We start from the raw sequence: 13,756 nt of genomic DNA, 5'->3' as shown, positions 1-13,756 counted from the left end.
GTCACGCCTCCCTTCGCGCGGTGACGCGGTAGCCGTGCCGCCCGGCGTGCGCGGTCACGGTGGCCGTGGCCGCCGCGCCGGGGTCGTCGAGCCAGGCGATCAGTTCGGCCGACGGGGCGGTGGCGCGCGGATCGTCCCCGGTGACCGGGGCCGTGGCGGCGAACCGCTCCACGGGCCCGAGCGTGGCGAGCGCCCGGGCGCCCCGCTCGCGCGCCCGCCCGGCCCTCTCCAGGACCAGGAACGCCGCCCAGCCCGGCACCGGGCCGCTGCCGCGCGCCTCGGCGGCGGCCGGGCTGAGCAGCTCGTACGCCCCGCAGAGCACCGGCCCGTCACCCGTGAGCCGCAGCCTGCGCTGTGCGACCGCCAGGGCCTGGAGCCCCGCGCCCGCGCCGAGGACGGTGGCGCAGTGGCCGCGCAGCCCGTGGCGCAGACAGATCAGGGACGTCACGCCGTGGGCGTTGAAGTACAGGAAGGACTCGGGCGCCAGCGACGAACGCGCGCCCGCGTCCAGCCGGGCGCGGATGGTCTCCGCCACATGGCCCGAGCCGTACGCCGAGCCGATGACGCAGTCCGTACGGGCCGGATCCACCCCGCCCGCGCCGCCCAGCGCCTTGCCCGCCAACTCCGCGACGCGCTCCGGGATTTCGCGGGTCCACTTGTTCACGTCCGGCCAGCCCTCGGGGCCCGCCGCGTGGGCCTGCCACAGCTGCGCCGTGTCGACCTCGCCCGAGGCCATGGCGGTGATCACGAACGTGTCGTCCATCAGGGCCTCCGGAAGACGAGTGCGGTGTTCATCCCGCCCAGCCCGCACGACACGGTCAGCGCCGTCCCGAGCCCGGGGAGCGGGCGGGGCCCGTCATCGAGGACCAGGTCGAGATCGGCGCAGACCGGATCGACCGGCCGGGCGCCCCAGGTCGGGGTGACCGCGCGGTGCGCCAGGGACAGCACGCACGCCATGGCCTCGACGGCGCCCGCCCCGCCCTGGAGGTGCCAGAGCACGCCCTTGACGCTGTTGACCGGGATCGCCGTGAGCCGGGCGCCGAACACCGCGCGCAGCGCCGCGATCTCGGCGGTGTCGCCGCGCCGGGTGCCCGGGCCGTGCGTGTTGACGAAGTCGATGTCATCGGGTTCCAGACCCGCGTCCGCGAGCGCCAGCCGTACGGCCAGTTCGATGCCGTCGGCGCCCGGCGCGGCCAGGTGGCCGGTGGCGTTGGTGAGCCCGCAGCCGGCCAGCACGGCCAGCGGCGGTGCGCCGTCGGACGCGCCGAGCGGTTCGAGCCGCAGGACGGCGGCGCCCTCGGAGAGCCCGATGCCGCGCCGCTCGGTGCTGAACGGCCGGCAGCCCTGCGGGCCCAGGGTGCGCAGCGAGTTGAGGCCGAGGAAGGCCATGTCGGTCACCGCGTCGGCGCCGCCCACCAGCGCCAGCGGCGCGTCCCCGGCGGCCACCAGGTCACGGGCCACCGCGATGGCGGCGGCGCCCGACGCGGAGGCGTTGGCGACGGTGAGGGCCTCCCCGCCGAGCCCGGTCCGCTCGGCGCAGGCCGCGGCGAGGTCGCCGGTGAAGTGGCCGGGCCGCGGCGGCACCACTCCCGGGTCGGTGGTGCCGAGCACCAGCGCGGCCCGCTCCCGCCCGGCGTCGTCCACCCCGTCCAGCGCCTCCCGTACGGCGGTCTCGGCGAGGTCGAGGGCGCGCCAGACGCCGTCCGGGCCGGTCCCCGGCACCCGGCCCGCCGCCTCCAGGGTGGCGCCACCGGCGTCGAACCCGGTGATCGGCGGATGGTGCGCCTTCCCGGTGGCCAGCGCCTCCCACAGGGCGTCCACCCCGACGCCCGCCGGGCTGCACACCCCGAGCCCGGTGACGGCGACCCCGCCTCCCGTGCCGCTCATCGCCGATCACCCCGGCTCAGTGCCGTGGCCAGCGAGCTGATGCTCGCCGAGCCGAGGACCGCGTCGTCGGGCAGGGTCACGCCGAGCTCCCTCTCCAGTTCGCCGACCACCGTGATGACCAGCACCGAGTCCACGCCGGCGGGCGCCAGCGGCTCGGTGTCGCTCAGCCACGGCAGGCCGGGCTCCTCGTGCAGCTGGTGCGCGAGCTCGGCCCGCACCCGTGCCAGCAGCGTCTGATGGGCGTTCACTCACGCCACCTTCGCGGCGACCCTGAACGCCTCGTCGCAGGCGGCCAGGGTGTGGTCGAGGTCCTCGTCGGTGGTGGCCCCGCAGATGAACCAGTGGTGGGTGGGGTGCAGCAGCACGCCCCGGCGGGTGGTGTGGGTGAAGAACGCGTCCTGCATCAGCCGCGCGCGGGCCGGGTCGGGGTGGGAGAACGTCAGGAACGGCATCTGCGGCACCCCGCGCACCTGGGCGGGCACCCCGTGCCGCCCGATCTGCTCGCTCAGCCCGCTCTGCAGCCGCACGCCCAGCTCGCGCACCCGCCCCAGGACGGTGCCGTCCGCCAGCCGGTCCATGGTCGCCACCGCCGCCGCCATGGCGACCGTGTTGGAGTAGAACGTCGACGAGATGTGGGTCTGGCCGACCATCGCCATCACCTCGGCCCGGCCGGTCAGCGCCGAGACCGCCCAGCCGTTCGCCATCGCCTTGCTGAAGGTGGCCAGGTCGGCCCGGACCCCGAACAGCTCCTGCGCCCCGCCGAGCGCCACCCGGAACCCGGAGCGCATCTCGTCGAAGACCACCAGCGCCCCGTGCTCGTGCGCCAGGTCGACCGCGCCCTGGAGGAACCCGGGCTCGGGGCTGTCGAGTTCGAAGGGCATCAGCAGCAGACAGGCCACCTGGCCGGGGTGCCGCCGGAACACCTCGCGCAGACTGTCCAGGTCGTTGTACCGGAAGGTGTCGACCTGGGTCCGCACGGTGTCGGGGATGCCGCCGGGGCGCTGCGCGGCCCAGTCGTGCCACCCGTTGTAGCCCCAGCGCACCACCCGGTCGCGCCCGGTGTAGGCGCGCGCCAGGCGGACCGCCGCGCTGGTGGCGTCCGAGCCGGTCTTGAGCAGGAACACCCGCTCCGCGCCGGGGACGATCTGCACCAGGCGCTCGGCGAGCTCGATCTGGGTGCGCTTGCGCAGGGTGATCGAGAAGCCCTCCTCGATCTCGCGCAGCGCCGCCTCGGTCACGGCCGGGTCGGCGTGGCCGAGGATGATCGTTCCGTACGCCAGGATGTAGTCCAGGTACTCGTTGCCGTCGGCGTCCCAGATGCGGGCGCCGCGGGCGCGCTCTCCGTAGACGGGATAGGCGCCGTCCACCAGCCGGTCGCGCTCGATGACGTAGTCCTTCTCGGACAGCGTCGCGTCGACCAGGCGCCCGCGGGCGAGCAGCTTCATCGAATTGTCGAGCCGGAGCGCTTCGGAAACGTCGGTCACTGCGTGGTCCCCTCGATAGCTTGACGTCAGCGGTTTCACAGGACGACCGGGCCCGGCCGGGTGCCGCGCACGAGCCTGCCGGGCAGCGCGCCGGTGGCCTGCCCGTGGCGGAAGGTGATCTCTCCGGCGACCACGGTCGCCGCGTAGCCGTCCGCCTTCTGGATCAGCCGGCCGCCGCCCGCCGGCAGGTCGTGGACGAACTCGGGGGAGCGCAGCGTCAGCCGGTCGAGGTCGATGACGTTGATGTCGGCCCGGTAGCCGGGGCGCAGCAGCCCCCGGTCGCGCAGCCCGTACAGCCCCGCGGGCTCCGAGGTCTGCTTCTTGATGACGAACTCCAGCGGCAGCCGCCTGCCCCGGGCGCGGTCGCGCGCCCAGTGCGTGAGCATCGAGGTGGGTGTGCTGGCGTCGCAGATCAGCCGGCAGTGCGCACCGGCGTCGCTCAGCCCGAGCACCGCCTGCGGGTGCAGCAGCATCTCGCGGATCGGGTCGAGGGTGTACTCGGAGTACCCGAGCAGCGGCCGGAAGATCATGCCGCTGGTGGACTCGGAGGTGAGGAAGTCGTAGATGAGCGCTTCGGGGTTCTGGCCGGTGCGCCGGGCGAGCGCGTCGAACGACTGGTCGGCGGCGGGCTCGTAGTCCGGCGCGGTCGCGTCCATCGGGAAGTGCCGCTCGTAGCCCTGCGGGAACAGCGCCGAGCGCGGGTCGGCGTTCTCCGGCTGCTCGGCCAGGATCCGCTCGCGCAGCAGCGGGTCGCGCATCGCGGCGCGCCGCTCGGGCGCGGGCAGATGGGCGATCTTCTTGTACGAGGGCCTTTTGTGGAACGGGTGGGTGGAGTCCAGGCTGATGATGACGCTGAACGGCCGCCCCGCCACCTGCGGATGCAGATCGGCGCCCTCGGCCACCGCGTCCTCGGCGATCTGGAGGAGCTCGCGCCAGCCGTCCGGGTCGGCGTCGTTCTGGAACAGCCCGAACGTGATCGGGCGCCGCACCGCCGCCGACAGCCTGCGCATCCACTTGATCTCGCCGAGCGGGTCGTCGACCTTCTCGCCGCCCGCGCCCAGCGGCACCAGCTGGAACACCCCGGTCCCGGCGTCGCCGAGCACCCCGCCCAGCGCGAACAGCTCGTCCTCGGCGGCGAAGGTGCCGGGCACGGGGGCGCCGGTGATGGCGAGGTGGGTCAGGGTGCGCGAGGTGGAGAACCCGATGGCGCCCGCGTCCAGACCCTCGCGGACCAGCGCGCACATCCGCTTGAGGTCGTCCTCGGTGGGCGGCTCGTTGTCGGCGCCCCGCTCGCCCATCACATAGGCGCGCAGCGCGCCGTGCGGGACCTGGGCCGCCACGTCCATGACCCGGGGCACGCGCTCCACGGCGTTCAGGTACTCCGGGAAGGTCTCCCACTGCCAGGTGATGCCCTCGGAGAGCGAGGCACCGGGAATGTCCTCCACACCCTCCATCAGACCGATCAGCCAGTCGTGGCGGTCGGGCTGGGCGGGGGCGAAGCCGACCCCGCAGTTGCCCATCACGACCGAGGTGACGCCGTGCCAGCAGCTGGGCGTCAGCTGGGGGTCCCAGCTGACCTGGCCGTCGAAGTGGGTGTGGATGTCGACGAACCCGGGCGTGACGATGTGCCCCTCGGCGTCGATCTCGGTGCGGCCCCGCTCGGTGACCCGGCCCACCTTGGTGATCACGCCGTGGTCCACCGCGACGTCGCCGGCACGGGCGGGGATACCGGACCCGTCGTAGAGATCGCCGTTGCGGATGATCAGGTCATGCATCGTGCTGCGGCCTCCTGGAGTCGGGCGCGTGCCACTGGCCCGCCGGTGCGAAGAGCAGGTTCTGGTACGCGTAGTGCCGCTGCGGCCGGTGCGGCACCGGCGTGCCGCGGTGCAGCTCGAAGGGCTCGTATCCGGCGGCCACCAGCGTGTCGACGAGGTCGCGGCTGGCCGGTGCGCCCGCCACGTCGAGGTCGCCCACCTCCAGCGACACGACCGGCCGTTGTCCGGCGAGCAGCTCGCGCATGCCGCTGAGGACGTGTGCCTCGGCGCTCTCGGCGTCGATCTTCACGAAGTCGACGGCGAGGCCCCGTTCGCGTACGTGGTCGTCGAGGCTGACCGCGTCGACGGTGAACGGCTCGGAGGGGATGCGGGTGCGGACCGCGTCGGGCAGCCGGGCCTCGAACGTGGAGTTGTAGGCGCTGTAGCCGGGCCCGTGGTCGAAGAAGACCAGCTGGTCCTTCTTCGACCAGACGGCCGAGGGCACCACCGAGGCGTTGGGCAGCCGGGCCGCGTTCATCCGCAGCACCGACAGGGTCGACGGCGTCGGCTCGAAGGCGGTCACCGAGCCGCCCGGGCCGACCAGTTCGCTGGCCCACATCGTGTAGTAGCCGATGTGCGCGCCGACGTCGAGCACGGTGTCGCCGGGCCGCAGGTGCCCGAGCAGGAACGCGGTGAGGTCGTAGTCCACGAACCCGTAGCGGTGGATGCCGATGGACACCTCCTCGGGCAGGGCGATCGACATCTGACGGCCCCAGAACGTCGTCGCGGTCGAGGGGCGGCCCTCGCCGCGGTGGCGACGGGCCCGCAGGGCGCGGGTGCTGGGGTACGAGGTGCGGACCGGATGGCGCAGGCGCTGGGCGAGGCCGCGCATCCCCGCGGTGTGGGAGCGCCGCTCCAGCGCGGTTCGCCAGGCGGTTCGGTCGGGTGAGGTCACGGACGGCTCCGGGTGCCGGGGCGGACGGGGGAGACGGATGGCTGGCCGGTCAGCGGGGGGAGACCCCCCGCACCTGCTCGTGGTGGGCCCGGGAGTCCGCGAACGGGACCGTGCCCAGGGGCTCGCGCCCCGGGCTGCCCAGGCGGGCGAGCTCGGCGTCCACCATGATCTGGGCCAGCCGGTCCACGGAGGTGCGCGCGGTCCAGCCCAGTGAGGTGCGGGCCTTGCCGGGGTCGCCGATCAGCGCGTCCACCTCGGCCGGGCGCACATACGCCTCGTCGTAGCGGACGTGGGTGCGCCAGTCGAGGCCGACGTGGGAGAAGCAGTGCTCGGCGAACTCCCGCACGGTGGTGCCGACACCGGTGGCCAGGACGTAGTCGTCCGGCTCGTCGCGCTGGAGCATCCGCCACATGCCCTCGACGTACTCGGGGGCGTACCCCCAGTCGCGCACGGCGTCGATGTTGCCGAGGTAGAGGTGCTTCTCCAGGCCGTTCTTGATGCGGGCCGCCGCACGGGCGATCTTCCGGGTCACGAAGGTCTCGCCGCGGCGCGGGGACTCGTGGTTGAAGAGGATGCCGTTGACCGCGAACATCCCGTACGCCTCGCGGTAGTTGCGGGTCATCCAGTAGCTGTAGACCTTCGCGGCGCCGTACGGGCTGCGCGGATGGAAGGCGGTCCGCTCGCTCTGCGGGGGCGGGGTGGCGCCGAACATCTCCGACGAGGAAGCCTGGTAGTACCGGATGTCCCGGGCGGACATCAAGATGGCCTCCAGCAGGCGCGTGGTGCCGATCCCGGTGATGTTGCCGGTGTTCTCCGGCTCGTCGAAGCTCACCCGCACATGCGACTGGGCCGCCAGGTGGTAGACCTCGTCCGGCCGGATGCGGGCGAGCAGGGTCACCAGCCTGCTGGCGTCGCTGACGTCGCCGTAGTGCAGGATCAGGCGCCGGCCCGCGTCGTGCGGATCGCGGTAGATGTGGTCGAGCCGCCTGGTGTTGAACGAGGAGCTCCGCCGCACGATGCCATGGACTTCGTAACCCTTCTCCAGCAACAGGTCGGCGAGGTAGGAGCCGTCCTGACCGGTGATTCCGGTTATCAGTGCCCGCTTCACTCCGAGTCACTCCGGAGCGGCACGCTGCTGTGGTGTGTCATCTCGCTCACCCGTCCTTCTTGAGGGGCACGAACCGGGGGTTGAACTTCTCGTGGATGTACACCCGACCGGCTTCGCCGCAGTAGATGATGTATTCCTTGCTGACGCATTCGGGATCGGCGCTGTCCAGCGGCCAGGTGTCCCGGGACACGGCGAGCGGTTCGCGCTTGATCGGCAGGCCGGCCCTCTTGAGATAGGGGCCCAGCAACTCCTCGGGGGGCGGGATGAGTTTGTCCCGGTCCGGACCGGCGATCACGACCCGGTTGACGCTGATGACTTCCAGGTTCGTGGTGAGGATCCGGGACTGGCGGTCGACGACCATGTCGTCGGACGCGGCTCCCAGAATGTGGCACCCGATGCGCTGGAGGCGCGCGGCGGGAATCTGCTGCTGATGGTCGACCCGTATGCTCAGGGGCTCTCCGACGAGGGCGTCGAGCAGCAGGGTCGTCGACCCGTCCGCGCACAGGAGCATCCTTGTCTGCGGAGGCGCCGAAGCGAATTGATTCAGCCGTTCTGACATATCACGACCGTTCCACACGGATTCACTACGGGCAGTGGACGAACGGTGTGCGCGAAATCTGCGGTCCGCGCGGTCACTTGTCGGGAGGAATTCCGGTGTGCGGCCGATTGCCGCGATCCGGATGATCAAGCCTGAAGAAGGCTAGGAGTTCCGGAAGCGGCGGGTCAAGCGGTGTTCGGGGGAGGGTGTTCGACCGCACGAAGTTGTGCAGTCGAACACCCGGAGCCGGTCGTGTGGGGGGACCACGGCCTCAGCGTCGCTCCAGATTCCTGGCGAACTCCTCCAGGTCCGCCAGACACACCCGCATCGCCTGTGCGGCGATTCCGGCGCAGTGCTCGGGAACGCTGTTCACAATCACCCGGTGGTTCTTGCTGACGGCCGCCGTCAGACGCAGCCACTGCACCAGCATGCGCCCCGCGTCGGTGTGCCGGACGGACGGGTCGCGGGCCAGCAGTTCCAGATGCCGTAGCTGTTCGGGATCGCGTATGCGGCTGCCCTGGCGGGGGAGGGCGGGCAGTTGCGCCGTCGGGAGATCCGGTGGAGCCTGCTCGCGGGTGGCCCGCCGGCGTACGTCCTGCGCGGTCGAGGGCGAGATGTTGGCGGCCCGAGCGATTTCCCTGAGCGAGGCGTGGGGATTCTGCTTGAGATACTCTTCGGCGACCCTCCGGTTCTCTTTGGGATTGATGGGTCTGGCGCGTCCGTCCACGCCGATGCGCGCTTCATGGGCACGCCCCGCGGGGAGTTGGTGCCTGATCTTGGCGACGGTCTGCTGAGCGAGCCCGGTGAACCGTGAAAGGGCTCGGTCCGACATGCTGGGAAAGGATTCGATGATCCTTGCCGCGGCGGCCCTGCGGTCCTCGCGGGTGAGGGGGAGGCCGTGCTTCGTATTCGACTGGACGGCGAACAGGAAGGCTTCGCTCTCCGTGCCCGAGAAATAGCGTGCGCTGATGGTGGTGTCACCGCGGGCGGCTCCGGCCCGTACGCGGTGCATTCCGTCGATCACGCGCATGGACTGCTTGTGCACGACGATCGGCTGGAGCTCGTCGTCGAGTTCCGCCATCAGCCGGACGTACTCCATGTTCTCGCCGTTGAGACGGGGGGAGTCCGCGGGGAGGAGCGACCCGATGGGGAGGGATACGCAGTACTCGCTGATGTACCGCTGGAGTGGAAGGAAGTTGTCAGTACGGTCCTCGCATGGTAAGTCAGGAACTATCGACATGATTCCCCAAGTGAGTGGTGGTGCCATTGGTTCTGCCCCACTCACTCCTCGGCGGCGGAGTGGGGGGATTCGGTGCGCCGCTTTCCTCGCTCGTGTCCGTGGCCCGCCCTGGGTTCCGGGGAGCGGGCACCCTGCGGCACCGGGCCCGCGCGGGCGGCCCGCAAAGGTGGCGGAAACACCTGGTTCCCCTTCCGGATCGGCGAGGTATCGCATTCAACCTTCGCCAGCTCACGGGCCAGTTGCAAGGTCGGATTCCGGACAGTCGCGATCATCGCGTACGGGTGGTGCACCACGGGGACCAGTCACGTTGCCCGATTCCGCCGAGGTATAAACGTGCGGGAATTCCGGTTGCGTTGTCGGAAAAGCCGCGATAAACCGGCTGACCTGTCGGAAGCGGCGGTCGGCGTGAAGGCTTTGTGGATCTCTGCGTGAGGCCGGGCCTGCAGCGGGCGGACAGCTGGCAATTCGGGGGCGGGCAGGCGCTATTGTGCTGTTGCGAAGGATTTGCAAGAAGCCCTCTACCGTCAGCCGTGCCGCACCCCCCACCCTGGTCCCATGGGACACCCACGACCGAGCGGAAAGGGACCACACATGCCCGCAGCTCCCACCCGGACGACCGTCGGCATAGTCGGCGCGGGCCCGGCCGGACTGATGCTCTCGCACCTGCTGGCCCGCGCGGACATCGACTCGGTGGTGGTCGACAACCGCACCCGGGCCGAGATCGAGGCCACCAGCCGTGCGGGCATCCTGGAGGCCGACAACGTCCGGCTGCTCACCGGCACCGGGGTCTCGGACCGGGTGCTGCGCGACGGCGTGCCGCACGCGGGCATCTCGCTGCGCTTCGGCGGGCGCAGCCACCGCATCGACTTCGAGGCGCTGGTGGGGGAGGGCGTGTGGCTCTACCCGCAGACCGAGGTGTTCGTCGACCTCGCCGACGCCCGCGCCCGCGACGGCGCGGACGTGCGCTACGGCGTCTCGGACACCCAAGTGGTGGACCTCACCGGTGAGTTGCCCGGAATCCTGTTCACCGACGCCGACGGCAGGGCCCGCGAAGTGCGCTGCGACATCCTGGTCGGCGCCGACGGCTCGCGCGGAGTGTGCCGCTCGGCGGTGCCCGAGGCGGCCCGCACCCACTACTTCCGCGCATACCCCTACGCCTGGTTCGGCGTCCTGGTCGAAGCCCCGCCCAGCGCCGACGAACTCGTCTACACCCACTCCGAGCGCGGGTTCGCGCTCATCAGCCGGCGCACCGACACCGTCCAGCGCATGTACTTCCAGTGCGACCCCGGCGAGGACCCGGCCGACTGGCCGGACGAGCGGATCTGGGCCGAGCTCCAGGCACGGGTGAGCGGCACGGACGGCTTCGCGCTCAAGGAGGGACCGGTCGTCGACCGCTCGGTGCTGCCCTTCCGCAGCTTCGTCTGCGAGCCGATGCGGTACGGCGCGATGCTGCTCGCGGGTGACGCCGCCCACACCGTCCCGCCCACCGGCGCCAAGGGCCTCAACCTCGCCCTGGCCGACGTGCGGGTCCTCGCCGAGGTGGTGGAGCGCGCCGTCACCAAACGCGACCTCGGCCTGCTGGACGAGTACGGCCCCCGGGCCCTGTCCCGGGTGTGGCGCACCCAGCACTTCTCGTACTGGATGACCACGATGCTGCACCGCGCACCCGGCGACACCCCCTTCGACGTACGGCGCCGGATCGGTGAGCTGGAGGGCGTGGTGGCGCCCGGCGCGGGCAGCGTACGGCTGGCCGAGGGGTACACGGGCACGACCGCCGGATAGCGCCGTCCCGGCGCCACCGGTCGCGATCGGCCCGCGCCGATTCCCGGCCGCCGACCCTCCGGGCAGGCCCGCCGAGCGGGCCCGGGCACCCGTCATCGGGTGGCCGGGCCACCGGTATCCTGGGACTTTTCCCCACAGGAGGGTGCGTCAGTGGATTTCCGGCTGCTCGGAGCGGTGTCCGTCGCCACCGAGACCGGCGATCTCGCGCTGGGTCCGGCCAAGCGCCGCAGCCTGCTCGCGGCGCTGCTGCTGAAGCCCAACCGGCCCGTTCCGGTGGACCAGTTGATGGACGCCCTGTGGGACCACGAGCCGCCGCCGCGCGCCCGGGGAGTGATCCAGGGCCATGTGTCCCAGCTGCGGACGCTGCTCGGCTCGGCCGACGCACCCGCCCACGGGGTGTCGCTGGAGACCGAGGGCGCCTCGTACGTCCTGCGGCTGCCCGAGCACCTCGTCGACGCCCACCGCTTCGAGGCGCTGATGGCCCGGGCCCGCGAGCGGACGGCCGCCGCCGACGCCGTGGCGGGCTACCGGGAGGCGCTCGCGCTGTGGCGCGGACCCGCGCTCACCGGCGTCCACCCCGGCCCGCCCCTCCAGGCCGCCGCCCACACCCTGGAGGAGCTCAGGCTGACGGCCGTGGAGCAACTCGCCTACGGATACGGGCAGTTGGGCGAGCACGCGCGGGCGGTGGCCCTGCTCCGCGCCGAGGCGGTCGCCCACCCGCTGCGCGAGTCCCTCTCGGCGGCGCTGGTGACCGCCCTGCACCGGGCGGGCAGCCGCTCCCAGGCCCTGGAGTGGTTCCAGCGCACCCGGCGCCTGCTCGCCGACGAGCTGGGCCTGGACCCCGGGCGCGAACTGGCCGAGGCGCACGCGCTGGCCCTGCGCGGGAACGACGGGGAGGCCGGGGCCGCGGACGGCGGGCAGGCGGACACCGGCCCGGCCGGTGCGCCGGTCCACCTCGCCCCGGCGGCCACCAGCGCCATGGACCCGCTCGCGCACACCCCGGCGCCCGACCTCCTGCCCCGCGCGCCCCGCGGCTTCCACGGACGGGCGGCCGAGTGCGCGGCGCTCTCCCGCGCCGCCGTCGGGGACGCCCCGATCTGCCTGGTCACCGGGCCCGCCGGAGTCGGCAAGACGGCGCTCGTGGTGCAGTGGGCGCACCGCAACCGGGCCGCGTTCCCCGACGGGCGCCTCTACGCCGACCTGCGGGGCTTCGGGGACACGGGCGAACCCGCGCTCACCGACGTGCTGCGCGAATTCCTGCTCGCGCTCGGCGTGCCGGCCCGCCGCATCCCCGAGTCCGCGAACGGCGCGGCGGCCCTCTTCCGCACCCTGGCGGCCGAGCGCCGTCTGCTCGTCGTCCTCGACAACGTGCGCGCGTCCGAGCAGGTCCGGCCACTGCTGCCGGACGGCCCCCACTGCGTCACCGTCGTGACCAGCAGATACCGGCTGCGGGGGCTGATCGCCACCGACGCGGCCCGGCCCGTGCCCGTGGACGTCCTCGAACCCGACGACAGCGCCGCCCTGCTCGCCGCAGTGCTCGGCCCCGAACGGGTGCGGGCCGAACCGGCCGCCGCCCGGCACCTCGCCGAACTGTGCGGCGGGCTGCCGCTGGCGCTGCGGGTGATCGCGGCCAGGCTCGCGGACCGGCCGCGCTGGACGCTCACCGCCATGGTGGACGAACTCGGCGACGAGGCGCGCCGGTTGAGCCTGCTCGACGTCGAGGACACCGGCGTACGGGCGGCCCTGCGGCTCACCCTGCGCCGCCTCCCCGAGGACGTCGGACGCCACTTCGCCCAGCTGGGCCGCCACCCCGGCACCCATGTCGACCGGTACGCGGCAGCCGCGCTCACCGACACCGAACCGGCCGTCGCCGAGTCCGCCCTGGAGCGGCTGACCGCCGCCCACCTGGTCATCGAGACCGCGCCGGGCCGCTGGGCCCTGCACGACCTCGTCCGTCTCTACGCCCGCGGCCTGGACGCCCCGCCCGCCGCCTTCCTGCGCGTACTCGACCACTACATCGCCACCGCGCTCGCGGCGACCCACGCGGCCGAGCCCGGCGACGAACCGTGCTACGACCTGCCCGCCGGCTTCCAGCACCCGCGCGCGGTACGGCAGTTCAGGGACCGCGCCGACGCCATGGCCTGGTACGAGGCCGAGCGCGAGGACCTCACGCTCGCCGCGGCGGCGGCCCGCTCGGCCGGGCTGCACGCCCGCACCTGGCGGATCGTCCTGGCCCTGTGGCCGCTGGTGGTGTGGCGCGTACGGGACGGCTGGGTGGCCCCGCTGGAGTGGGCGCTGCACGCGGCGTGCGCCGAGGGGGACCCCCGGGCCGAGGCACGCGTGCGGGCGCTGCTCGGCTGGGTGCTGACCGAGGAGGGCCGCACGGCCGAGGCGCTGACCTGCCTGGAGGCGGCGCCCGCGCTCGCCGCCCGGGCCGGCGACCGCAGTGCGGAGGCGACCGCGCTGATCAACCTCTCGCTGGCCCAGGCGGCGGTCGGCGCCACGCACGACGCGGTGCGGACGTGCGAACGGGCCGCCGGACTCGCCCGTACGGCCGCCGACCGGCACACCGAGTGCCTGGCCCTGCACCATCTGGGGCGGCACCGGCTGGACGCCGAGGAGTGGCGGGCCGCCCACGACGCGGCGCACGCGGCCCTCGCCCTGGTCGCCCCCTCGGACTCCCCGCACGCCACCCGGGTGCTCCTGGTCACCACGGCCGGAGAGGCGCTGCTCGGGCTGGGGGACACGGCCGAGGGCGTCCGGCGGCTCGACGAGGCGGCGCGGGAGGCGGAGGCTACGGGCTTCGACGAGGGCGCGGTGCGCGCGCTCGGCGCGCTGCGGTCGGTCTCGGCGGACGACGGGTTCCGCGTCCGGCACGAGGCGGCGGCGGCCCGGCTCGCGGCGACGGCGCGCGCGGGCGACTGAGACCGCTCACGCGCAGGTGCGCGCGGACGTGAGCGGGACGTGAGCGTGGCGTCAGCGGTGCGGCAGCGGGACCGGCCAGGATG

The 13,756-nt window shown here is 73.1% G+C and carries 11 protein-coding genes; 2 read left to right on the top strand and 9 right to left on the bottom strand.

Annotated features, from left to right (window positions below; all coding sequences use genetic code 11):
- Window position 1 precedes the first annotated feature (1 nt).
- From AB5J87_RS03155 to AB5J87_RS03115, 9 genes are all read right to left on the bottom strand, one after another.
- Complete coding sequence (locus AB5J87_RS03155) at window positions 2–763, bottom strand: 3-oxoacyl-ACP synthase (protein WP_369373653.1); 762 nt, start codon at window positions 761–763, stop codon at window positions 2–4.
- Window positions 763–1,887: a beta-ketoacyl synthase N-terminal-like domain-containing protein gene (locus tag AB5J87_RS03150; protein WP_369373651.1), complete on the bottom strand. Its 1,125-nt coding sequence runs from the start codon at window positions 1,885–1,887 to the stop codon at window positions 763–765. The genes AB5J87_RS03155 and AB5J87_RS03150 overlap by 1 nt, the downstream gene beginning before the upstream one ends.
- Window positions 1,884–2,135: an acyl carrier protein gene (locus AB5J87_RS03145; protein ID WP_369373649.1), complete on the bottom strand. Its 252-nt coding sequence runs from the start codon at window positions 2,133–2,135 to the stop codon at window positions 1,884–1,886. Before AB5J87_RS03145 ends, AB5J87_RS03150 begins: the two co-directional genes overlap by 4 nt.
- Entirely contained in the window at window positions 2,136–3,371 is a 1,236-nt protein-coding gene (locus tag AB5J87_RS03140) for an aspartate aminotransferase family protein (protein ID WP_369373647.1), read from the bottom strand.
- A 35-nt stretch (window positions 3,372–3,406) separates the two neighbouring features.
- A complete protein-coding gene (locus tag AB5J87_RS03135) occupies window positions 3,407–5,146 on the bottom strand; it encodes an amidohydrolase family protein (RefSeq protein WP_369373645.1) in 1,740 nt (579 codons plus the stop codon).
- Window positions 5,139–6,080, bottom strand: coding sequence for an FkbM family methyltransferase (locus AB5J87_RS03130; RefSeq protein WP_369373643.1), 942 nt, complete (start codon window positions 6,078–6,080; stop codon window positions 5,139–5,141). Before AB5J87_RS03130 ends, AB5J87_RS03135 begins: the two co-directional genes overlap by 8 nt.
- Before the next feature lie 49 nt (window positions 6,081–6,129).
- The gene (gmd, locus tag AB5J87_RS03125) at window positions 6,130–7,188 is read right to left on the bottom strand and encodes a GDP-mannose 4,6-dehydratase (RefSeq protein WP_369373641.1); all 1,059 of its coding nucleotides are present in this window, start codon (window positions 7,186–7,188) and stop codon (window positions 6,130–6,132) included.
- A 46-nt stretch (window positions 7,189–7,234) separates the two neighbouring features.
- On the bottom strand, window positions 7,235–7,747 hold the full coding sequence (locus AB5J87_RS03120) for a hypothetical protein (protein WP_369373639.1): 513 nt from the start codon (window positions 7,745–7,747) through the stop codon (window positions 7,235–7,237).
- 250 nt (window positions 7,748–7,997) lie between these two features.
- The gene (locus AB5J87_RS03115) at window positions 7,998–8,966 is read right to left on the bottom strand and encodes a ParB/RepB/Spo0J family partition protein (RefSeq protein WP_369373637.1); all 969 of its coding nucleotides are present in this window, start codon (window positions 8,964–8,966) and stop codon (window positions 7,998–8,000) included.
- A 591-nt stretch (window positions 8,967–9,557) separates the two neighbouring features.
- Here AB5J87_RS03115 and AB5J87_RS03110 point away from each other — a divergent pair.
- Both AB5J87_RS03110 and AB5J87_RS03105 read left to right on the top strand, forming a co-directional pair.
- Window positions 9,558–10,748 carry a 4-hydroxybenzoate 3-monooxygenase gene (locus tag AB5J87_RS03110; protein ID WP_369373635.1) on the top strand — a complete coding sequence of 397 codons (1,191 nt, stop codon included), beginning with the start codon at window positions 9,558–9,560 and terminating at the stop codon, window positions 10,746–10,748.
- A gap of 150 nt (window positions 10,749–10,898) precedes the next feature.
- Window positions 10,899–13,673 (top strand): BTAD domain-containing putative transcriptional regulator, encoded by a 2,775-nt coding sequence (locus AB5J87_RS03105; RefSeq protein WP_369373633.1) that lies wholly within the window; start codon window positions 10,899–10,901, stop codon window positions 13,671–13,673.
- Window positions 13,674–13,756 lie beyond the last annotated feature (83 nt).

Origin of the sequence: Streptomyces sp. cg36, assembly GCF_041080675.1 — a bacterium.
Classification (GTDB): domain Bacteria; phylum Actinomycetota; class Actinomycetes; order Streptomycetales; family Streptomycetaceae; genus Streptomyces.
The sequence above is the reverse complement of the archived record's forward strand: the minus strand, read 5'-3'. Positions and strand labels throughout refer to the sequence as shown.